Raw genomic sequence first — 21,458 nt, forward strand, 5'->3', positions numbered from 1 at the left:
ACGGCGGACAACCGCCGTGCCGGACAACGCCCACATGGAGCATGACCGGCCCCCGGCAACGGTCCTAACCTGCGAGAAAAGAAGACAAGCGTCCGTAATCACCCCCAGGAGCCCCGCATGACCGCACTTCCGCAGGAGCGCCGCGTCGTCACCGCCATCCCCGGCCCGAAGTCGCAGGAGCTTCAGGCCCGCCGCACCGCGGTCGTCGCCCAGGGCGTGGGCTCCACGCTGCCCGTCTTCGTGACGCGCGCGGACGGCGGCGTCATCGAGGACGTGGACGGCAACAGCCTGATCGACTTCGGTTCCGGCATCGCCGTGACCTCGGTGGGCGCCTCCGCCGAGGCCGTCGTACGCCGCGCGAGCGCCCAGCTCGCCGACTTCACCCACACCTGTTTCATGGTCACCCCGTACGAGGGCTACGTCGCCGTCGCCGAGGCGCTGGCCGAGCTGACCCCGGGTGACCACGCGAAGAAGTCCGCGCTGTTCAACTCCGGCGCCGAGGCGGTCGAGAACGCGGTGAAGATCGCCCGCGCGTACACCAAGCGCCAGGCGGTCGTCGTGTTCGACCACGGCTACCACGGCCGTACGAATCTCACGATGGCGCTGACGGCGAAGAACATGCCGTACAAGAACGGCTTCGGTCCGTTCGCGCCCGAGGTCTACCGCGTCCCGGTCGCCTACGGCTACCGCTGGCCGACCGGCGCGGAGAACGCGGGTCCCGAGGCCGCGAAGATGGCGATCGACCAGATCACCAAGCAGGTCGGCGCGGACAACGTGGCCGCGATCATCATCGAGCCGGTGCTCGGTGAGGGCGGCTTCATCGAGCCGGCCAAGGGCTTCCTGCCGGAGATCGTGAAGTTCGCCAACGACAACGGCATCGTGTTCGTGGCGGACGAGATCCAGTCCGGCTTCTGCCGCACCGGCCAGTGGTTCGCGTGCGAGGACGAGGGCATCGTCCCGGACCTGATCACCACCGCCAAGGGCATCGCGGGCGGTCTGCCGCTCGCCGCCGTGACGGGCCGCGCCGAGATCATGGACGCCCCGCACGCGGGCGGGCTCGGTGGCACCTACGGCGGCAACCCGGTGGCCTGCGCCGCCGCGCTCGGCGCGATCGAGACGATGAAGGAGCAGGACCTCAACCGCAGGGCCAAGCGCATCGAGGAGGTCATGAAGGGGCGCCTCGCGGCGATGGCCGAGAAGTTCGACATCATCGGTGACATCCGCGGCCGCGGCGCCATGATCGCCATCGAGCTGGTCAAGGACCGCGCGACCAAGGAGCCCAACGCCGAGGCCGCCGCCGCGCTGGCCAAGGCGTGCCACCAGGAGGGTCTGCTGGTCCTGACCTGCGGCACCTACGGCAACGTGCTCCGCTTCCTGCCCCCGCTGGTCATCGGCGAGGACCTGCTGAACGAGGGTCTGGACATCATCGAGCAGGCTTTCACCCGCGTCTGAGCCGGAGCGGACACGGCCACGGACCGTGCCGGGTACGGCGCCCCCGGGTGCCGTACCCGCAGGCCGTGTGAAGAAGGTGTGCGGGGTGGATGGCGGGACCGGATTCCGGCTGCCCAAGCGGCGGGGACTGCCGTAGGTTCTCGTCCAGAAGAGAGATACACCTCGCCCCCAGGGGACTGCGGGCGGGTTCAGGCCGGAGCATCCCCAGCTTCGACCTGGTCGTGCCCTCGCGCACACAGCCGGGGCCCGACGGCTCCGGGATCTCCTCACCGATCGGACGGCCGCCGCCCCAAACCCCCCGGGGCGTGCGGCGTTTCCGGTCCGGACGGCCGCCTCGGAACCACCCCCCCTGTTCCGGGGCGGCCGACCTCCTCCTCCAACGACACGCGCCGACCTGCGAAGCTGGGTCCCGTGTCCGTCCCCCGCCGCACCCCGTACGCCGCCCTGATCGCGCTGCCCGGTCTGCTGTTCGCGCTGCTCACCTGGCAGGTGCTGGTCCACGGTCCGCTGCTGCGGGAGGACGCCCGGCTCAGCCGGGACCTGGTCCACCCGGACCGCTTCTCGGAGCTGCTCTCCGACCTCGGCAACGTCCAGGTCGCCGTCCCGGTGCTGCTCCTCGCCGCCGGATACGCCGCCGTGCGCGGACGCTCCGCCGGGTCGCACCGCTGGTGGCTGCCCCCGCTCGCGGCGGCTCTGCTGATGGCCCTGCTCCCCGCGCTGGTCGTCCCGCTGAAGCTGTGGACCGCACGGCCGGGAACCCCCGTGGTGCCCCCGGCCACCGGCTACTTCCCCTCCGGGCACACGGCGACGGCGTGCGTCGCCTACGGCTCGGCGGTCCTGCTCCTCCTCCCCTGGTGCCGCACCCCCGCCGCCCGCCGCACCGTGCCCGCCGTCGGCGCCGCGCTGGTGCTCGCGGTGTCGTACGGCCTGGTACGGCGCGGCTTCCACTGGCCGCTGGACGTGCTGGCCTCCTGGTGCCTGGGCACGATGCTGCTGACCGCGCTCGCGTGGGCGCTCAGCCGAAGTAGCCGTCGAAGGTCCGCTGGAACTCCCAGTTCGCGAAGCGGTCCCAGTTCACCGACCACGTCATCAGACCGCGCAGCGCGGGCCAGGTTCCGTGGGTCGGGTACGAGCCGCAGTTCGTCCGCTTCGTGAGGCAGTCCAGGGTTTTGGTGACCTCGGCGGGGGCGACGTAGCCGTTGCCCGCGTTCACGGAGGCGGGCATGCCGATGGCGATCTGGTCGGGGCGCAGCGGCGGGAAGACGTTGCCCGCGTCGCCCGCTACGGGGAAGCCGGTGAGCAGCATGTCGGTCATGGCGATGTGGAAGTCGGCGCCGCCCATGGAGTGGTACTGGTTGTCCAGACCCATGATCGGGCCGGAGTTGTAGTCCTGGACGTGCAGCAGGGTGAGGTCGTCGCGCAGGGCGTAGATGACCGGGAGGTAGGCGCCGCAGCGCGGGTCCTGCCCGCCCCACTTGCCGCTGCCGTAGAACTGGTAGCCGTTCTGCACGAAGAAGGTCTCGGGCGCCATGGTCAGCACGAACTTGGCGCCGTACTTGGCCTTGAGGGTCTTCAGCGCGGCGATCAGGTTGACGATCACCGGGGTGGTCGGGTTCTTGAAGTCGGTGTCGCCGGTGTTCAGGGAGAGCGAGTGGCCCTCGAAGTCGATGTCGAGTCCGTCGAGCCCGTACTGGTCGATGATCTTCGAGACGGAGGAGACGAAGGCGTCGCGGGCGGCCGTGGTGGTGAGCTGGACCTGGCCGTTCTGGCCGCCGATGGAGATCAGCACCTTCTTGCCCGCGGCCTGCTTCGCCTTGATCGCCGCCTTGAAGTCGGCGTCGCTCTCGACGCCCGGACACTCCGAGACCGGGCAGCGGTTGAAGCGGATGTCGCCGGAGGTGACGGAGGTCGGCTCGCCGAAGGCGAGGTCGATGACGTCCCAACTGTCGGGCACGTCGGCCATACGGGTGTAGCCGGAGCCGTTGGCGAAGCTCGCGTGCAGATAACCGACGAGCGCGTGGGTGGGCAGATCGGTCGAACCGCCGCCTCCCCCGCCGCCGTTGGCTTTCGTCGTGGCGGTCACGACGGCCGACTTGGCGGACTCGCCCGCGTCGTTGGCGGCGGTGACCTGGAAGCTGTACGCCGTCGAGGGCGAAAGTCCGCTCACGGTGGCCGAAGTGCCGCTCACCGTCTGGACCTTGGTGCCGTCGCGGTAGACCGCGTAGCCGGTCGCGCCGGAGACCACCGACCACGAGAGGGCGACGGAGTTCGCGGTGACGGCGCCGGTGGTCAGACCGCCGGGTGCGGCGGGCGGCTGGGTGGTGGAGCCGCCGCCGGGTCCGACGAGGGAGATGTCGTCGGCGTTGTAGGCGCCGGTGCCGTACCAACCGTGCGTGTAGAGCGTGACCTTGGTGGTGTTCGGTCCGGTGGTGAACGTGGTGGTGAGCTTCTGCCAGTCGGGCGCGGACTGGGTCCAGGTGGACACGTCGGTGGTGCCGGTGCCGTTCGCGCCGAGGTAGACGTAGGAGCCGCGCACCCAACCGGACAGCGTGTACTGCGCGTTGGGGCGCACGGTCACACTCTGGGTGCACTGGGCGTTGTCGCTGCCCTCGGGGGTCGCCTGGAGGGCGGAACTCCCGCTGTGCACGGGTGAGTTGACGGTGGTCCCGGCGGTGCAGGTCCAGTTGGAGAGACCGGACTCGAAACCGCCGTTGACCACGGCGTCCGCGTCGGCCGCACGGGCGGCCGACGAGAGCGCGGTGACGCCGGGCACGGCCAGGGCCGTTGCCGCGAGGAGGGCGACCAGAGGTCTGGAGCGATCCACAAATGCCTCCAGGCATGGGGGAGTTGGAGGTCAGGGGGCGCACCAAACCTGGTCCAGACCAATCCTCCTGTCAAGTCGCCCGGAGGTTATCCGTCTCCGTCCCGCGCCAGCCGCGCGGCCGCCTCGTGCATCGCCAGCTCCAGCAGCGCCGGGTCGGTGAGCGTGCCGGACCCGTCCGGCGGGACCAGCCAGCGCACCCCGTGCGTCGGCCGCCCGGGATGCGGCACCACGATCCAGGTGCCGGACCCCGCGGTGCGGATACCGGTGCCGAGCCAGCGGGCCGCGGTGCCCGGCGGCACGAAGAAACCCACCCGGTTGTCCCCGAAGTCGGCCAGCACCGGGCCGGGCTGGTCGAGGACGCGGGTGAGCACGTCGAGCGTCGGATAGCCGAGGTCACCGGGCAGGATCAGCACGTCCCACGCCTTGCCCGCGGGCAGCAGGGCCACCCCGAGGGCGCTGCGTTCCCACTCCCAGCGGCACGCGTCCGGATCCGGTGCGACGGATGCCAGCCACTCGACCGCCGTCTTCGCCCCTGTCATGAGCAGACCTCCCTCTCTCACCTGGACGCCGTCGCGCCCGGGAGGGAGAGGGAGGTGGACCGGGGAGCATTACGCGGCTTTCCGGCACTCTTTCGGGTGACCCAGGTCACACAGCGGGCTCGGGGCGGCGAGGTCCTGGGACCACGCCGCCCTGGCCGCCCCCGCGAAACGGCTAGCTGTCGAACCCCAGCCCCAGCCGGTCCATCGCCCGCAGCCACAAGTTCCGCCGCCCCGCCTGCGCGTCCGCCCTGGCCAGCGACCAGCGGGTGAGCGCGATCCCGGTCCAGGCGAACGGCTCCGGCGGGAAGGGCAGCGGCTTCCTGCGCACCATCTCCAGGCGGGTGCGCTCGGTGTCCGCGCCGTCCAAGAGGTCCAGCATCACGTCGGCGCCGAACCGGGTCGCGCCGACCCCGAGCCCGGTGTACCCCGCCGCGTACGCGACCCTGCCCCGGTGGGCGGTGCCGAAGAACGCCGAGAAGCGGGAGCAGGTGTCGATGGCGCCGCCCCAGGCGTGGCTGAAGCGGACGCCCTCCAGTTGCGGGAAGCAGGTGAAGAAGTGCCCGGCGAGCTTGGCGTAGGTCTCCGGCCGGTCGTCGTACTCCGCGCGCACCCTGCCGCCGTAGGGATAGATCGCGTCGTAGCCGCCCCACAGGACGCGGTTGTCGGCGGAGAGCCGGAAGTAGTGGAACTGGTTGGCCGAGTCGCCGAGCCCCTGGCGGTTCTTCCAGCCGATGGACTCCAGTTGCCCGGGGCTCAGCGGCTCGGTCATCAGCGCGTAGTCGTAGACCGGCACGGTGTACGAGCGCACCCGGCGCAGCAGGCTCGGGAAGATGTTGGTGCCGAGCGCGACCTTGCGGGCGCGGACGGCGCCGTAGGGCGTGGTGACGGCCATGCCCGCGCCGTACGGCTTCAGGGTGAGGGCGGGGGTGTGCTCGTAGATCCGCACGCCGAGGGCGAGGCAGGCGCGCTTCAGACCCCAGGCGAGCTTGGCCGGGTGGAGCATGGCGACGCCCCGGCGGTCCCACAGCCCCGCCTCGAAGGTGGGCGAGTTCACCTCGGCGCGCAGGGCGTCGCGGTCCAGGAACTCCATGCCGTCGGCGAGACCCTTGTCCTCAAGTTCCCGGTGCCAGTCGCGCAGTTCCCACGCCTGGTAGGTCTCGGTGGCGACGTCGATCTCGCCGGTGCGCTCGAAGTCGCAGTCGATGCCGTGGCGGTCGAGGGCGCTCTCGATCTCGTCGAGGTTGCGCCGCCCGAGGTCCTGGAGGGTGTGGATCTCCCCCGGCCAGCGGGCCATGCCGTTGGGCAGCCCGTGGGTGAGGGAGGCGGCGCAGAAGCCGCCGTTGCGGCCGGAGGCGGCCCAGCCCACCTCGCGGCCTTCGAGCAGCACCACGTCACGGCCGGGGTCGCGCTCCTTGGCATTGAGCGCGCTCCACAATCCGCTGTAGCCGCCGCCCACCACGAGCAGGTCGCAGGTCTCGGTGGTGGTCAGGGCGGCCTCGGCGTGCGGCTTGCCGGGGTCTTCCAGCCAGTACGGGACCGGCTGGGCTTCGGAGAGAGCGGAGATCCAGTTGTCTTTTCCACGGCTCATGGCGCTCGGGGCCATGATTTCAACTCCCTACAGGGCTGTTACGCCTGGTGACGGCTCACGCCTTCTGACGGCCGCGCCGGCTCGTGACGAGCATCGAGACCAGCACGAACAGCACGGCGACCAGGAACATGGCCGTGCCGATGACATTGATCTGGACGGGCGTACCGCGCTGTGCCGAGCCCCAGACGAACATGGGGAACGTGACGGTCGAGCCCGCGTTGAAATTGGTGATGATGAAATCGTCGAAGGACAGCGCGAAGGACAACAGCGCGCCCGCGGCGATTCCGGGTGCCGCGATGGGCAGGGTGACCCGGCAGAAGGTCTGCACCGGTCCCGCGTAGAGATCGCGGGCGGCTTCCTCAAGACGCGGGTCCATCGACATCACGCGCGCCTTGACCGCGGTGACGACGAAGCTGAGGCAGAACATGATGTGGGCGATCAGGATCGTCCAGAAGCCGAGCTGCGCGCCCATGTTGAGGAACAGGGTGAGCAGCGAGGCGGCCATGACGACCTCGGGCATCGCCATCGGCAGGAAGATCAGCGAGTTGACCGCGCCCCGAGCCCGGAACCGGTAGCGCACCAGCGCGAAGGCGATCATCGTGCCGAGCGCGGTGGCGCCGATGGTGGCCCACAGGGCGATCTGGAGGCTGAGCGAGAGCGAGCCGCACATGTCGGCGACCCCGCACGGGTCCTTCCAGGCGTCGGTGGAGAACCGCTGCCACGCGTAGTTGAAGCGGCCCTTGGGCTTGTTGAAGGAGAACACCGTCACGACGATGTTCGGCAGCAGCAGATAGGCGAGCGTGAGCAGACCCGCGATGACCACGAGCCGGCGCTTGAGCCAGGTGACGAGCGGCATTTAGACGAGGTCCTCCGTCCCGGCCCGGCGGATGTAGAAGGTCACCATGGCCAGGATCGCGGCCATGAGGATGAAGGAGAGCGCGGCGGCCGTCGGATAGTCCAGGACGCGCAGGAACTGGGTCTGGATGACGTTGCCGATCATCCGGGTGTCGGTCGAGCCGAGCAACTCGGCGTTGACGTAGTCGCCCGCCGCCGGGATGAAGGTGAGCAGGGTGCCGGAGACCACGCCGGGCAGGGACAGCGGGAAGGTGACCTTGCGGAAGGTGGTCCAGGGCCGGGCGTACAGATCGCCCGCCGCCTCGTGCAGCCGTCCGTCGATCCGCTCGAGCGAGGTGTACAGCGGCAGGATCATGAACGGCAGGAAGTTGTACGTCAGTCCGCACACCACCGCGAGCGGGGTCGCGAGCACCCGGTCGCCCGCCGTCCAGCCGAGCCAGTCGGTGAGGTCGAGCAGGTGCAGGCTGTTCATGGCGTGCACGACCGGACCGTTGTCCGCGAGGATCGTCTTCCACGCCAGGGTGCGGATCAGGAAGCTGGTGAAGAACGGCGCGATCACCAGCACCATGATGAGGTTGCGCCAGCGTCCCGCGCGGAACGCGATCAGATACGCCAGCGGATACCCGAGCAGCAGACAGAGCACGGTCGCGGCGGCGGCGTAGAGCACCGAGCGCAGGAACTGCGGCCAGTACTCGGCGAGTGCGTCCCAGTACGTGGCGAAGTGCCAGGTGACCTGGTAGCCCTTCTCCAGCGAGCCGGTCTGCACGGAGGTCGACGCCTGGTAGACCATCGGCAGCGCGAAGAACACGACCAGCCACAGGATGCCGGGCAGCAGCAGCCAGTACGGCGTGAACCTGCCGCGCCTGCGGGGCGCCTTCGGGGGTTCGGCCGTGGTGAGGGGCGGGGGCGCCTCGGTGAGCGTCGGCATCACAGGGCCGCCTCTTCCTCGGTGCCCGCGTCGATGTCCTGGGCGGCGTCGAGGGCGAAGGTGTGCGCCGGGTTCCAGTGCAGGACGACCTCGGCGCCGGGCGCCAGCCGGGTGTCGCGCTCGACGTTCTGCGCGTACACCGCGAGGGCGCCCGCGACCGGGGTGTCGATCACGTACTGGGTGGAGACGCCGATGAAGCTCGCGTCCGCGATGGTGCCGGTGAGGCGGTTGCGACCGTCTGGGAGCGCGCCCGCGTCGTCGGCGTGGGTGAGCGCGATCTTCTCGGGGCGGATTCCGGCGAGGACCTTCTCCCCCGTCGCCGCGGGGGCGGAGCAGCGGGCCGAGGGCAGCAGCAGCTTGCCGTCGCCCGCGCGCAGCACGATGTCGTCGCCGGAGCGGGAGTCGACCTCCGCCTCGATCAGGTTGGAGGTGCCGAGGAAGTTGGCGACGAAGGTGGTGCGCGGGTTCTCGTACAGCTCGGTGGGCGAGCCCTGCTGCTCGACGCGGCCCGCGTTCATCACGGCGACCGTGTCGGCCATGGTCATGGCCTCCTCCTGGTCGTGCGTGACGTGGATGAAGGTGATGCCGACCTCGGTCTGGATGCGCTTGAGCTCCAGTTGCATCTGGCGGCGCAGCTTGAGGTCGAGGGCGCCGAGGGGCTCGTCGAGCAGGAGCACCTTGGGGTGGTTGATCAGGGCGCGGGCGACCGCGACGCGCTGCTGCTGGCCGCCGGAGAGCTGGTGCGGCTTCTTGCGCGCCTGCTCACCGAGCTGGACCAGGTCCAGCATCTCCCCGACCTGCTTCTTGACGCTCTTGATCCCGCGTCGGCGCAGACCGAAGGCGACGTTCTCGAAGATGTCGAGGTGCGGGAAGAGGGCGTAGGACTGGAAGACCGTGTTCACCGGCCGCTTGTACGGCGGCAGACGCGTGACGTCCTGGTCACCGAGGCGCACGGTGCCGCAGGAAGGTTCCTCCAGCCCGGCGATCATGCGCAGGGTGGTGGTCTTGCCGCAGCCGGAGGCGCCGAGCAGGGCGAAGAAGGAGCCCTGGGGCACGGTCAGGTCCAGCGGGTGCACGGCGGTGAAATCGCCGTACGTCTTGCCGATCCCGTCGAGGCGGACGTCTCCGCTGCCGTCTGTCGTCGTCTTCATCCTCGTCACGCCCCTGTGAGCTTCGCGAATTTTTCTTCGTAGGCCGTCTCTTCCTTCTGGCTCAGGGAGCGGAAGGCGTGGGACTTCGCCTGCATGGCCTTGTCGGGGACGATCAGCGGATTGGCCGCCGCGTCCCGGTCGATCTTGGCAAGCCAGGGCTTCACCCCGTCGACCGGACTGACGTAGTTGATGTAGGCGGCCAGCGCGGCGGCCTGCTCGGGTTCGTAATAGAAGTCGATCAGCCGCTCGGCGTTCGTCTTGTGACGTGCCTTGTTGGGGATCAGCATATTGTCCGTCGACGTCAGGTATCCGCTGTCGGGTATGACGTAGTCGACGTCGGGGCTGTCCGCCTTGAGCTGGACGACGTCCCCGGCCCAGGCGACACAGGCGGCGAAGTCGCCCTTGGTGAGGTCCGAGGTGTAGTCGTTGCCGGTGAAGCGGCGGATCTGTCCCTTGTCAACGGCCCTCTGCAGACGGGCGATCGCCGCGTCGTAGTCGTCGTCGGTGAAGCGCGCCGGGTCCTTGCCCATGTCCAGCAGGGTCATCCCGACGCTGTCGCGCATCTCGGAGAGGAAGCCGACGCGCCCCTTGAGCTTCGGATTGTCGAGCAGGTCCGAGACGGATCTCACCTCGACGCCGTCGAGCGCCTTCTTGTTGTAGGCGATGACCGTGGAGATGCCCTGCCAGGGGTAGGAGTAGGCACGCCCGGGGTCCCAGTCGGGGCTGCGGAACTGGGCCGAGAGGTTGGCGAAGGCGTGCGGGAGGTTCGCCGGGTCGAGCTTCTGCACCCAGCCGAGCCGGATCATCCGGGCGGCGAGCCAGTCGGTGACGACGATGAGGTCGCGCCCGGTGTCCTGGCCCGCGGCGAGCTGCGGCTTGATCTTGCCGAAGAACTCGTTGTTGTCGTTGATGTCCTCGGTGTAGGCGACCTTGATGCCGGTGCGCCGCCGGAAGGTGTCGAGGGTGGGGTGGCTCTTGTCGTCGTCGGCGACGTCGATGTACTCGGTCCAGTTGGAGAAGTTCACCGTCTTCTCCCGTGCCGAGTGGTCGTCGGCGGGCGTGCCGCCGGGTGCCCGGCCCGCCGGGGGGATCCCGCAGGCGCTCAGGGCGGCCAGTCCCCCGGCGGCGAAGGCGCCGCCCGCCCCGGCGCGCAGCAGGGACCGGCGGGTGAGCGCCGCCCGGGCGCCGCGCAGGCCGCGCCGTATCGCGGCCTGCGCGGCCGGGCTCGGACAGTCGGGCTCGTACTGCTCCATGCGCGTGGTGCCCTTTCGGAAGAACCGTCGGAGAAGAAGAACCGCCGGAGAAGAGGTCGGAGGGGAGATCGGCGGGGAAAAGGGAGCGCGGGGGACGGGTCAGGGGGTGTCCGGGTGCGCGCGGTCCCCGAAGACCGTGCGGTGCCAGTCCTTGCGCGCGACCGCCGTGTTGTCGAACATCACGTGCTTGACCTGCGTGTACTCCTCGAAGGAGTACGCCGACATGTCCTTGCCGAAGCCGGACGCCTTGTAGCCGCCGTGCGGCATCTCGCTGATGATCGGGATGTGGTCGTTGATCCACACACAGCCCGCCGCGATCTCCCGGGTGGCCCGGTTCGCGCGGTACACGTCCCGGGTCCAGGCGGAGGCGGCCAGCCCGTACGGCGTGTCGTTGGCCAGCCGCAGACCCTCGTCGTCGGTGTCGAAGGGGAGGACGACCAGGACGGGTCCGAAGATCTCCGCCTGGACGATCTCGCTGTCCTGGGCGGCGTCCGCGACCAGGGTGGGCCGGTAGTAGGCGCCGTCCTTGAGGGCGCCTAGCGGAGCCTCGCCGCCGGTGACCACGCGCGCGTACCCGCGCGCCCGGTCCACGAAGGCGGCGACCCGGTCGCGCTGGACGTGCGAGACGAGCGGTCCGAGGTCGGTGCCGGGCGCGAACGGATCGCCGAGCCGTACGGTCTCCATCAGGGCGGCGGTCCGCTCCGTGAACGCCTCGTACAGCGGGCGCTGCACATACGCGCGCGTGGCGGCCGTGCAGTCCTGCCCGGTGTTGATGAGCGCGCCCGCGACCGCGCCGTTGGCGGCGGCGTCCAGGTCGGCGTCGTCGAAGACGACGAACGGCGCCTTGCCGCCCAGCTCCAGGTGGAGGCGCTTGGCGGTGCCCGCGGCGAGCGTGGCGACGCGGCGGCCGACGGCGGTGGAGCCGGTGAAGGACGTCATGGCGACCAGGGGGTGTCCGACCAGCCGTTCCCCCGCCTCCGGTCCGGTCCCGGTGACGATGTTGATCACGCCGTCGGGCACCCCCGCGTCGGTGGCGGCGCGCGCGAAGAGGAGGGCGGTCAGCGGGGTCAGCTCGGAGGGCTTGAGGACGATGGTGTTGCCCGCCGCGACGGCCGGGAGGATCTTCCAGGCGGCCATCTGGAGCGGGTAGTTCCAGGGCGCGATCGAGCCGACGACCCCGAGGGGCTCGCGCCGCACGTACGAGGTGTGGTCGCCGGAGTACTCCCCGGCGGACTGGCCCTGGAGGTGCCGGGCGGCGCCCGCGAAGAAGGCGGTGTTGTCGATCGTGCCGGGCACGTCGAACTCGCGGGTGAGCTTGAGCGGCTTGCCGCACTGGAGGGACTCGGCGCGGGCGAATTCCTCGGCGCGCTCCGCGAGCAGCGCGGCCAGGCGGTGCAGGGTGTCGGAGCGCTCGCCGGGGGTGGTGGCAGCCCAGTGGGGGAAGGCAGCGTGCGCGGCGGCGACGGCGGCGTCCACGTCGTCGGCGCCCGCGAGTTCGTAGGTGAGGATCTCGTCACCGGTGGCGGGGTCGGTCACGGTGTGGGTCCTGCCGGACGTGCCCCGGGCGGTCCGGCCCGCGATGAACTGCGCGCCGTCGGGGAATCGGTCGCGTGCGGGGAATCGTTCCGGGATGACGGTGCCCGGGATGTGCATGTCGCTCTCCTCCGCCGTGCACCCCGTGGGGGCCGGGTGGCGTGGCTCCAGCTCGATTTGAGTGCCGATCCTGACAGAGCGGTATCCAGCCAACAAGGGATTCCGTTGTTGCCTTTTGGTTACGCGACGGAATCTGTCGACCAGGTGTCGAGTCGCCATGCGCCGGGACGGACGGAGTGTCAGTGCCGCGTGCCACACTCGCGATCATGGGGAAGATCGAGGATCTCGGCACACTGATCGGCGAGGTCCGGGCGGGGACCCGGGTGAAGTACCTGCACTTCTGGGGGCACCGGCCACGCCCGGACGGCACGGCGGGCGCGGGGTGTCTCAGCCAGTGGTGGCCGGCGCCGTTCACGGTGGACGGCGTGGAGTACGCGACGGCGGAGCACTGGATGATGGCCGCCAAGGCGCGGCTGTTCGAGGACGCGGAGGCGGAGCGGAAGGTGCTGGCCTCGGCGCATCCCTCGCAGGCGAAGAAGGCGGGGCGGCTGGTCCGGGGCTTCGACGGGGCGATATGGGAGCGCGAGCGGTTCGGGATCGTCGTCGAGGGCAGCGTGCACAAGTTCGCGGCGCACGACGAGCCGCGCGCGTTCCTGCTCGGCACGGGTGAGCGGGTGCTGGTGGAGGCGAGCCCGGTGGACCGGGTGTGGGGCATCGGACTCGCGGCGGACGACGAGCACGCCGGTGACCCCGAGCGGTGGCGGGGTCCGAACCTGCTGGGCTTCGCGCTGATGGCGGCGCGGGAGCGGCTGCGCGGCGACTGAACGACGCGGCCCGCCCTCCCCGAGCGGGGGGGGCGGGCCGTGGGGCGCCGGGTGTCAGGTGTCAGGTGCCTGGTGTCCGGGTGTCCGGGTGTCTGGTGTCCGGGTGGCTGCCGCCGGGTGCCGGGTCAGGCGCGGGGCAGCAGCGGGGCGGACACGCTGGGCGCGGAGTTGTACGAGCCGTACGGGTCGTCGTCGGAGCCGGTGTCCGAGTCGTGCGCGATCTTCGCGAACAGCACGCCCCAGAAGGCGACCACCAGGATGCCGAGCACGATCCCGATGATGCCCATGACGAAGCCGCCCTGGGCGGAACCCCGGTTGGTGGCCTCGCCCCGGTCGGCGCGCTGCTTGCCCTTGACGCCGAGGACCACCGCGATGATGCCGAGCACGATGGACGGGATGCCGTAGAAGCAGAACAGGCAGAGGGACAGGATGCCGAGCACCATCGCGGAGGTGCCCATGCCGTTCTGCGGCAGCGCCGGACCGCCGCTCCAGCCGTAACCCTGCGCGGGACCGGGGTAGTTGGGGTAGCCGTAACCGCCCGGCGGCTGCGGGGCCGCCATGCCGGGTCCGGTGGGGGCGTACGGCGGGGGCGGGACGGAGGGGTCGCTCCAGCCCTGCGACGGGGGCGGTACGGGACCGCCGACGGGCGGGGCGCCGAACGGCGGACCGGCGACGGGCTGACCTGTCACCGGCGGACCGGCGAACGGCTGGCCCGCCACCGTCGGCGGGCCGAATCCGGCTGCCGGGAAGGAGGTCATGGTCGCCTGGTCGTGCACCGAGGACGGGGGCACGGACGGCTGCTGGGCGGGGGGTTGTGCGCCGGGGGCGGGGGCGGAGCCGGGAGCCGGGGCGGAGCCGGGGGCGGGGGCGCCCTTCTCCAGGGACGGTCCGCTCGCGGGTGGCGCCCACGGGTCGTAGTCCGGTCCCTCGCCCGTACCGGGCTGCGGCTGTTCGGTCACGTGACCCATCCCCCTCCGTCTGAACGTCGGATCATCGTAAAGCCTTGCCTTTACCTTCCCGGCGTCCGGTGGCCGACCTGTGACAGGCCGGAGGCGACGCCGTGTGCACCCGCCCCGATGGCCGTTTTCGGGCGTTGTCGGCGCCCCGGCCTAGGGCCTGTCCGGCGGATCTTCGTGGAGCAGCCCGCGGCGTCTGGTGCGTGCTCTCGGCGTGCGCCCGGATCTCCCTCGTACTGGACGTACTCGGGTGATTCGGGCGTGCGGCGAGAGTGCGTGCCAGGCGTCGCGGGCCCACGAAGATCCGCCGGACAGGCCCTAGGATGTCCGGGCACCATCGATCAGCCGATCGCCCGCGCCCGGCGCACCACCGTGCGTCCGCGAGCGCCGTTCCCCCGGGGAGGACCCCTTGACCGAGCGCAGCACCGACAGCAGCACCGCAGGAGCCCCCGGGCACGACGACCGCGCCGCCTTCGTCGCCGGGCTGCCTAAGGCGGAACTGCACGTCCACCACGTCGGCTCCGCCTCCCCGCGCATCGTCTCGGAACTGGCCGCGCGCCACCCCGACTCCAAGGTGCCCACCGACCCCGAGGCGCTCGCGGAGTACTTCACGTTCACCGACTTCGCGCACTTCATCCAGGTGTATCTGTCGGTCGTGGACCTGGTCCGCACCCCGGAGGACGTCCGGCTGCTCACCTACGAGATCGCCCGCGACCTCTCCCGCCAGCAGGTGCGCTACGCCGAGCTGACCATCACCCCCTTCTCCTCCACCCGGCGCGGCATACCGGCGCAGCCGTTCATGGAGGCGATCGAGGACGCCCGCAAGTCGGCCGAGGCGGACTTCGGCACGCTGCTGCGCTGGTGCTTCGACATCCCCGGCGAGGCGGGTCTGGACGCCGCCGAGGAGACGGCACGGATGGCCACCGACGACGCCGTCCGCCCCGAGGGTCTTGTGTCCTTCGGACTCGGGGGTCCCGAGATCGGCGTGCCCCGACCGCAGTTCAAGCCGTACTTCGACCGTGCCATCGCCGCCGGTCTGCACTCGGTGCCGCACGCGGGCGAGACGACCGGTCCGCAGACGGTGTGGGACGCGCTGACCGAGCTGCGCGCCGAGCGCATCGGGCACGGCACCAGCTCCGCCCAGGACCCGAAGCTGCTCGCGCACCTCGCCGAGCACCGCATCGCGCTGGAGGTCTGCCCGACCTCCAACATCGCCACCCGCGCGGTGCGCACCCTCGAGGAGCACCCGATCAAGCACTTCGTGGACGCGGGTGTGCTGGTGACGGTCAACTCCGACGACCCGCCCATGTTCGGCACCGACCTGAACAACGAGTACGCGGTCGCCGCCCGGCTGCTCGACCTGGACGAGCGGGGCGTGGCCGAACTGGCGAAGAACGCCGTCGAGGCGTCTTTCCTGGACGCGGCGGGCAAGGCGCGGATCGCGGCGGAGATCGACACATACACGGACGCCTGGCTCGCCCGCTGATCGGTGGCGGGTGCTCCTGAACGGTGGCGAGTACTCCTCGGAGATCCACTCGGCTGCCAGAATGGGTCCCATGCAGACCGTGACCGCCGTCGCCCATCGCGGTGACCCCTACCGCTTCCGCGAGAACACCGTCGCCTCGCTGCGCTCCGCGCTCGACCAGGGCGCGGACGCGGTCGAGATCGACGTACGGCTCACCCGCGACGGCGTCCCCGTGCTGCTGCACGACGAGACGCTGAAGCGGCTGTGGGAGACCGAGCGCCCGCTGTCCACGCTGAGGGCCGAGCAGCTCCGCGAGCTGACCGACGGCCAGGTGCCCACCCTCGTCGAGGCGCTGGAGGCGACCGAGGGCGCCCGGGTCCTGGTGGACCTGTGCGGTCCGGTCACGCGCCGCAGCGTGGAGCGCGTCCTCGGCGTGGTCCGCGACTGCGGCGCGGACGACCGGGTCTACTACTGCGCGGGCGCCGAGTCGATGCTCACCCTCCGCGCCGCCGACCCCTCCGCCGAGATCGCCCTGACCTGGACCAGCCTGGCCCGCCCGCGCCCCGGCGTCCTCGACGCGGTCCGTCCGCGCTGGCTCAACTACCGCTTCTCCCTGGTCGACCGCGACCTGGCGACCCGGGTCCACCACGACGGCTACCTGCTGTCGGTGTGGACCCCGGACACCCGGCGCTCCATGCGCCGTCTGATCACCCTCGGCGCCGACGCGATCACCACGAACCGCGTCGGCACCCTGAGGTCGGTGCTGGCCAAGGAGTCCTAGGAGTCCGGGGAGTCCCAGAGCCCGCTCAGTCGAAGTAGTCCGGCTGGGTCTGGACGTTCAGCCCGGGCAGGTGCACGCGCCGTGCCGGGTCGGTGCGCCGGTCGTCGAGCTTCAGGACGTCGAGTCCCTTGACGATGTCGTTCGAGTAGACGTAGCCGTTGTAGTAGTACGCCGACCACGCGCCGCCGAGCTGGAGGGTCTCGGTGGACAGCGGACCCCGCTCGAAGTACGCGATCTCCTTCGGGCGGGCGGAGTCGGTGAAGTCCCAGACGGAGACGCCGCCCTGGTACCACGCCTGGACCATGAGGTCCTTGCCCTTGACCGGGATCAGCGAGCCGTTGTGGGCGACGCAGTTCTCGGTGTCGGCCTGGTGGCGGGGGATCTTGTAGTAGCCCCGGAAGACCAGCTTGCGGTGCTCGCCCCGGCCGGTGATGTCGTAGATGCCGTCGGCGCCGCGGTTCGGTCCGATCGCCGCGTTGCAGGTGGCCGCGCCGCCCCCGCCCAGCTCGTCGGTGAAGACGACCTTGTCCGCCTTCTGGTTGAAGGTCGCCGAATGCCAGAACGCGAAGTTGACGTTGTCCTCGACCTGGTCGATGACCTTCGGGTGCTCCGGGTCCTTGATGGAGAACAGGATGCCGTCGCCCATGCAGGCGCCCGCCGCGAGGTCCTTCGAGGGCAGCACGGTCAGGTCGTGGCAGCCGGTCGTCTTGGACACGCCCGGGTTGGTCGGCGCTCCGGGATTGCCGCCGCCGTCCGGACCGTCACCGGGGAAGAGCACCGGGAAGCCCACCACGGCCGCCTTCTCGGGTGCCTTGCGCGGCACCTTGACCACCGAGATGCCGTCGTGCGGCGGCTGGCAGTCGGGGAAAGTGGCATTCGGCGAGTACGACGAGACGTAGAGGTAGACGTTCTTCCGCTCCGGCACCAGCGTGTGGGTGTGGGAGCCGCAGGCGGTCTCCACGGCGGCGACGTACCTCGGGTTCGCCTTGTCGCTGATGTCGAAGATCTTCATGCCCTCCCACGACGACTCCTCGGTCGCGGGCTGCGCGGTGCTGGCGCAGGAGTCGTCGCTGCGCGAGGAGTCGGTGGACAGGAAGAGCAGGTCGCCGGAGACGGAGACGTCGTTCTGCGAGCCGGGGCACAGGACCTGGGCGACCGTCTTCGGCGCCTTCGGGTCGCTGATGTCGAAGACGCGGAAGCCGTCGTAGTTCCCGGCGAAGGCGTACTTCCCCTGGAAGGCGAGGTCGGAATTGACCCCGGCCAGCGCGTCCTTGGGGATGTTGGCGAGGTGCTCGATGTTGCGGGAGTGGACGATCTCGTCCTGGCCGGGGATCTCACCGGCTGCGATGGCGCTCTTCGTTCCGGCGACCTCTCCCTGGGACACGGGGTGCCGTGCGGCGGGGGCGTCGCCGGGGTCGGGGGTCGCGGACGCCGGGACGGCGGTGAGCAGCGCGGCCAGGAGACCGGCAGCCGTGGCACCGACTCCCAGGCGTCTGCGGCGCGTTCGGGATCTCTTCGACAGGGTCACTGCTGCCTCCCTGGTGCCGGTCGTGTGGACGCGGTGCACGCTTCCCCGCAGTATCGTCTGCGTCATGCACAGGTCAACAGTGGGCAATGTGACACGGCTGAAAACTCTCGGTGGTCCGTCCCGCCGCTGAGCACCCCGCCCGCGCGCGTCGCCCCCGCCCTTCCGCCAGCGACAGGAGTTCACCGTGCTCATCCGTCGTGCGTCCCTCGCGTCCCTCGTCACGGCTTCGCTGGCCACGGCGGTCGTGTTCGCGGTCGGGGGCTGTGATGCCGGTGCGGACACCAGGTCCGCTGCGGCGAGCGGTCCTTCGGTCATCGCCCCCGGCAGACCCGGCGAGCCGAACCGCACCCTGTCCGCCCAGGAGGCAGCGGGGCAGCGCGGGGACGACAACTCCCCCAACACGGCGGACCGTTCGTACGCCACGATGATGATCGAGCACCACGCCCAGGCGCTGAAGATGACCGGACTCGCCCCGAAGCGAGCCGAGTCGACGGCGGTGAAGCGCATGGCCGAGCGGATCGCCGCCTCCCAGGGACCGGAGATCGCCGCCATGAAGAGCTGGCTGCGCACCGACGGCGGGGGCGGGCACGACCACGGTGACACCCACGCCCACACGCACATGTCGATGCCCGGCATGGCGACCGAGGCGCAGCTCACGAAGCTGAAGTCCGCCCGGGGCAAGGCGTTCGACGCCCTCTTCCTGAAGCTGATGATCGCCCACCACCAGGGGGCGATCACCATGGCCACGGACGTGAAGGCCCGGGGGCACAGCGTCCGGATCGAGGAGATGGCCGACGACGTCATCGCGCAGCAGACGGCCGAGATCAGCCGGATGCGCGCGATGTCGTGACCCTTTCCCGCCACCTTCCGCCGGACTCCCGGGACTTGACCCGTCAGGACCCCACGTACTCCGCCAGGTGCTCCCCCGTCAGCGTCGACCTGGCCGCGACCAGGTCGGCCGGGGTGCCCTCGAAGACGACGCGGCCGCCGTCGTGCCCGGCGCCGGGACCGAGGTCGATGATCCAGTCGGCGTGGGCCATGACCGCCTGGTGGTGTTCCACGACGATGACCGACTTGCCGGAGTCCACCAACCGGTCGAGCAGACCGAGCAGTTGCTCGACATCGGCGAGGTGGAGACCGGCGGTCGGCTCGTCCAGGACGTAGATCCCGCCCTTCTCCGCCATGTGCGTGGCGAGCTTCAGACGCTGGCGTTCACCGCCGGAGAGGGTGGTGAGCGGCTGGCCGAGGGTGAGGTAGCCGAGTCCCACGTCCGACAGGCGGGTCAGAATGCGGTGCGCGGCCGGGGTGCGTGCCTCGCCGTCCGCGAAGAACTCCAGCGCCTCGGACACGGACATCGCGAGCACCTCGCTGATGTCCCGCCCACCGAGCCGGTGTTCCAGCACCGCCGCCTGGAAGCGCTTGCCCTCGCACTCCTCGCAGGTGGTGGCGACCCCGGCCATCATCCCCAGGTCGGTGTAGACGACACCGATGCCGTTGCAGGTCGGGCAGGCGCCCTCCGAATTGGCGCTGAACAGCGCGGGCTTGACCCCGTTGGACTTGGCGAACGCCTTGCGGATCGGGTCGAGGAGCCCGGTGTAGGTGGCGGGGTTGCTGCGCCGTGAGCCCCGGATCGGGCTCTGGTCGACCGAGACGACCCCCTCACCGGCCGGGACAGAGCCGTGCACCAGCGAACTCTTGCCGGAACCGGCGACCCCGGTGACGACGGTGAGCACCCCGAGCGGGATGTCCACGTCCACGTCGTGCAGGTTGTTGGCGTCGGCGCCCCGGATCTCCAGGGCACCGGAGGGCTCGCGCACGCTGTCCTTCAGCCGCGCCCGGTCGTCGAAGTGGCGTCCGGTGACGGTGTCCCCGGCGCGCAGCCCCGCGAGATCGCCCTCGTAACAGACCGCGCCGCCCGCCGCACCGGCGCCGGGACCGAGGTCCACCACATGGTCGGCGATGGCGATCGTCTCCGGCTTGTGCTCCACGACGAGCACGGTGTTGCCCTTGTCGCGCAGGCGCAGCAGCAGGTTGTTCATCCGCTGGATGTCGTGCGGGTGGAGTCCGGTGGTGGGCTCGTCGAAGACGTACGTGACATCGGTGAGCGAGGAGCCGAGGTGCCGGATCATCTTCACGCGCTGCGCCTCGCCGCCGGACAGCGTGCCCGAGGGGCGGTCCAGGGAGAGATAGCCGAGCCCGATCTCCACGAAGGAGTCGAGGGTGTGGCCGAGGGCGGTGAGCAGCGGCGCGACGGAGGGGTCCGCCAGCTCGCGCACCCACGCGGCCAGGTCGGTGATCTGCATCGCGCACACGTCCGCGATGGACCTGCCCTCGATCTTCGAGGAGCGCGCACCCTCGTTGAGCCGGGTGCCCGCGCAGTCGGGGCAGACGGTGAAGGTCACCGCCCGCTCCACGAAGGCGCGGACGTGCGGCTGGAGCGCGTCCACGTCCTTGGACAGGAACGACTTCTGGATCTTCGGGATCAGCCCCTCGTACGTGAGGTTGATGCCCTCCACCTTGATCTTGGTGGGCGCCTTGTGGAGCAGGTCGTGCAGCTCGCGCTTGGTGAACCTGGCGATCGGCTTGTCCGGGTCGAAGAAGCCGCAGCCGGTGTAGATGCGCCCGTACCAGCCGTCCACGCTGTAGCCCGGGATGGTCAGCGCGCCCTCGCGCAGCGACTTGGAGTCGTCGTAGAGCTGGGTGAGGTCGATGTCGGTGATCGCGCCCCGGCCCTCGCAGCGCGGGCACATCCCGCCGGAGCGGCTGAACGTCACCTTCTCCGCCCGGCGCGCCCCGCGCTCCACGGTGATCGCCCCGCTCGCCTCGACCGAGGCGACGTTGAAGGCGTACGCCCCGGGCGGACCGATGTGCGGCTCGGCGAGGCGGCTGAAGAGGATGCGCAGCATCGCGTTGGTGTCGGTGACGGTGCCGACGGTGGAGCGCGGGTCGGCGCCGAGGCGCTGCTGGTCCACGGTGATGGCGGTGGTCAGACCGTCGAGGACGTCGACCTCGGGCCGGGCGAGGGTGGGCATGAAGCCCTGCACGAACGCGCTGTACGTCTCGTTGATCAGCCGCTGCGACTCGGCGGCGATGGTGCCGAACACCAGCGAGCTCTTGCCCGAGCCGGAGACCCCGGTGAACACCGTCAGGCGGCGCTTGGGGATCTCGACGTCGACGTCCTTGAGGTTGTTCACGCGCGCCCCGTGCACGCGGATCATGTCGTGACTGTCGGCGGCGTGCTCGTCGGCCCGGTTGGCCTTGGTCATCGTCTCTCCATCGGTACCTGTGCGGCGGGCGGTCGTCAGCGGCGTTCCTGGATACGGAGCAGGTTGCCCGCGGGGTCGCGCACGGCGCAGTCGCGCACCCCGTACGGCTGCTCGGTGGGCTCCTGCACGATGTCGGCGTCGGCCGCCGCCAGGCGCTCGAAGGTGCCGTCGAGGTCGGGCGTGGCCAGGAGCAGGGTGGCGTAGGTGCCCTTGGCCATCATCTCGGTGATGGTACGGCGCTCGTCCTCGGTGATACCGGGGTCCACGGCGGGCGGGGTCAGCACGACGGAGGTCTCCGGCTGCCCGGCGGGGCCCATGGTGAGCCAGCGCAGTCCGTTGTAGCCGACGTCCTGGCGCAGCTCGAAACCGAGCAGGTCCCGGTAGAAGGCGAGGGCCGCCTCGGGGTCGTCCTGGGGCAGAAAACTGGCGTGAATGCTGAGGTCCATGCCCGTCAC

Annotated in this window: 16 protein-coding genes and 2 pseudogenes; 6 read left to right on the plus strand and 12 right to left on the minus strand. The window is 70.6% G+C overall.

Annotated features, from left to right (window positions below):
* Nucleotides 1–117: 117 nt before the first annotated feature.
* Together gabT and IF655_RS14905 are read left to right on the plus strand one after the other, a co-directional pair.
* Nucleotides 118–1,452, plus strand: a complete 1,335-nt coding sequence (gene gabT, locus IF655_RS14900; RefSeq protein WP_199585235.1) for a 4-aminobutyrate--2-oxoglutarate transaminase — start codon at nucleotides 118–120, stop codon at nucleotides 1,450–1,452.
* Between the two features lie 411 nt (nucleotides 1,453–1,863).
* Nucleotides 1,864–2,526, plus strand: a pseudogene (locus IF655_RS14905) (phosphatase PAP2 family protein); the annotation flags it as partial.
* Here IF655_RS14905 and IF655_RS14910 read toward each other — a convergent pair.
* The 8 genes from IF655_RS14910 to IF655_RS14945 form a co-directional block, all read right to left on the minus strand.
* On the minus strand, nucleotides 2,468–4,276 hold the full coding sequence (locus IF655_RS14910) for a chitinase (RefSeq protein ID WP_199585236.1): 1,809 nt from the start codon (nucleotides 4,274–4,276) through the stop codon (nucleotides 2,468–2,470). The pseudogene IF655_RS14905 and the gene IF655_RS14910 overlap by 59 nt on opposite strands.
* 86 nt (nucleotides 4,277–4,362) lie before the next feature.
* A complete protein-coding gene (locus IF655_RS14915) occupies nucleotides 4,363–4,815 on the minus strand; it encodes a hypothetical protein (RefSeq protein WP_199585237.1) in 453 nt (150 codons plus the stop codon).
* Between the two features lie 172 nt (nucleotides 4,816–4,987).
* Nucleotides 4,988–6,418: an FAD-binding oxidoreductase gene (locus IF655_RS14920; protein WP_199585238.1), complete on the minus strand. Its 1,431-nt coding sequence runs from the start codon at nucleotides 6,416–6,418 to the stop codon at nucleotides 4,988–4,990.
* A 40-nt stretch (nucleotides 6,419–6,458) separates the two neighbouring features.
* Nucleotides 6,459–7,259: an ABC transporter permease gene (locus IF655_RS14925; RefSeq protein WP_199585239.1), complete on the minus strand. Its 801-nt coding sequence runs from the start codon at nucleotides 7,257–7,259 to the stop codon at nucleotides 6,459–6,461.
* Nucleotides 7,260–8,186 (minus strand): ABC transporter permease, encoded by a 927-nt coding sequence (locus IF655_RS14930; protein ID WP_199585240.1) that lies wholly within the window; start codon nucleotides 8,184–8,186, stop codon nucleotides 7,260–7,262.
* Nucleotides 8,186–9,346, minus strand: coding sequence for an ABC transporter ATP-binding protein (locus IF655_RS14935; protein WP_199585241.1), 1,161 nt, complete (start codon nucleotides 9,344–9,346; stop codon nucleotides 8,186–8,188). The genes IF655_RS14930 and IF655_RS14935 overlap by 1 nt, the downstream gene beginning before the upstream one ends.
* Complete coding sequence (locus IF655_RS14940; protein WP_199585242.1) at nucleotides 9,343–10,590, minus strand: spermidine/putrescine ABC transporter substrate-binding protein; 1,248 nt, start codon at nucleotides 10,588–10,590, stop codon at nucleotides 9,343–9,345. The genes IF655_RS14935 and IF655_RS14940 overlap by 4 nt, the downstream gene beginning before the upstream one ends.
* Before the next feature lie 99 nt (nucleotides 10,591–10,689).
* Nucleotides 10,690–12,243 (minus strand): gamma-aminobutyraldehyde dehydrogenase, encoded by a 1,554-nt coding sequence (locus IF655_RS14945; RefSeq protein WP_199585243.1) that lies wholly within the window; start codon nucleotides 12,241–12,243, stop codon nucleotides 10,690–10,692.
* 206 nt (nucleotides 12,244–12,449) lie between these two features.
* Here IF655_RS14945 and IF655_RS14950 point away from each other — a divergent pair, with 206 nt between their 5' ends.
* Entirely contained in the window at nucleotides 12,450–13,007 is a 558-nt protein-coding gene (locus IF655_RS14950) for an NADAR family protein (RefSeq protein WP_199585244.1), read from the plus strand.
* A gap of 125 nt (nucleotides 13,008–13,132) precedes the next feature.
* On the opposite strand, the gene IF655_RS14955 is transcribed toward IF655_RS14950, so the two are convergent.
* Complete coding sequence (locus IF655_RS14955; RefSeq protein ID WP_199585245.1) at nucleotides 13,133–13,975, minus strand: DUF4190 domain-containing protein; 843 nt, start codon at nucleotides 13,973–13,975, stop codon at nucleotides 13,133–13,135.
* A 264-nt stretch (nucleotides 13,976–14,239) separates the two neighbouring features.
* On the opposite strand from IF655_RS14955, the pseudogene IF655_RS14960 reads away from it, so the two are divergent.
* Together IF655_RS14960 and IF655_RS14965 are read left to right on the plus strand one after the other, a co-directional pair.
* A pseudogene (locus tag IF655_RS14960) lies at nucleotides 14,240–15,449 on the plus strand (adenosine deaminase).
* A gap of 70 nt (nucleotides 15,450–15,519) precedes the next feature.
* Nucleotides 15,520–16,209, plus strand: a complete 690-nt coding sequence (locus IF655_RS14965) for a glycerophosphodiester phosphodiesterase (protein ID WP_199585247.1) — start codon at nucleotides 15,520–15,522, stop codon at nucleotides 16,207–16,209.
* Between the two features lie 25 nt (nucleotides 16,210–16,234).
* On the opposite strand, the gene IF655_RS14970 is transcribed toward IF655_RS14965, so the two are convergent.
* On the minus strand, nucleotides 16,235–17,737 hold the full coding sequence (locus IF655_RS14970) for an LVIVD repeat-containing protein (protein WP_199585467.1): 1,503 nt from the start codon (nucleotides 17,735–17,737) through the stop codon (nucleotides 16,235–16,237).
* A gap of 184 nt (nucleotides 17,738–17,921) precedes the next feature.
* Between IF655_RS14970 and IF655_RS14975 the strand changes: the two genes are divergently transcribed.
* Nucleotides 17,922–18,587, plus strand: coding sequence for a DUF305 domain-containing protein (locus IF655_RS14975; protein WP_199585248.1), 666 nt, complete (start codon nucleotides 17,922–17,924; stop codon nucleotides 18,585–18,587).
* Nucleotides 18,588–18,630: 43 nt separating this feature from the next.
* On the opposite strand, the gene IF655_RS14980 is transcribed toward IF655_RS14975, so the two are convergent.
* Nucleotides 18,631–21,003, minus strand: coding sequence for an excinuclease ABC subunit UvrA (locus IF655_RS14980; RefSeq protein ID WP_199585249.1), 2,373 nt, complete (start codon nucleotides 21,001–21,003; stop codon nucleotides 18,631–18,633).
* A 35-nt stretch (nucleotides 21,004–21,038) separates the two neighbouring features.
* Complete coding sequence (locus tag IF655_RS14985) at nucleotides 21,039–21,449, minus strand: VOC family protein (RefSeq protein ID WP_199585250.1); 411 nt, start codon at nucleotides 21,447–21,449, stop codon at nucleotides 21,039–21,041.
* Between the last annotated feature and the right edge of the window lie 9 nt (nucleotides 21,450–21,458).

Source organism: Streptomyces sp. DSM 110735 (assembly GCF_016482685.1).
In the GTDB taxonomy this organism is placed as follows: domain Bacteria; phylum Actinomycetota; class Actinomycetes; order Streptomycetales; family Streptomycetaceae; genus Streptomyces.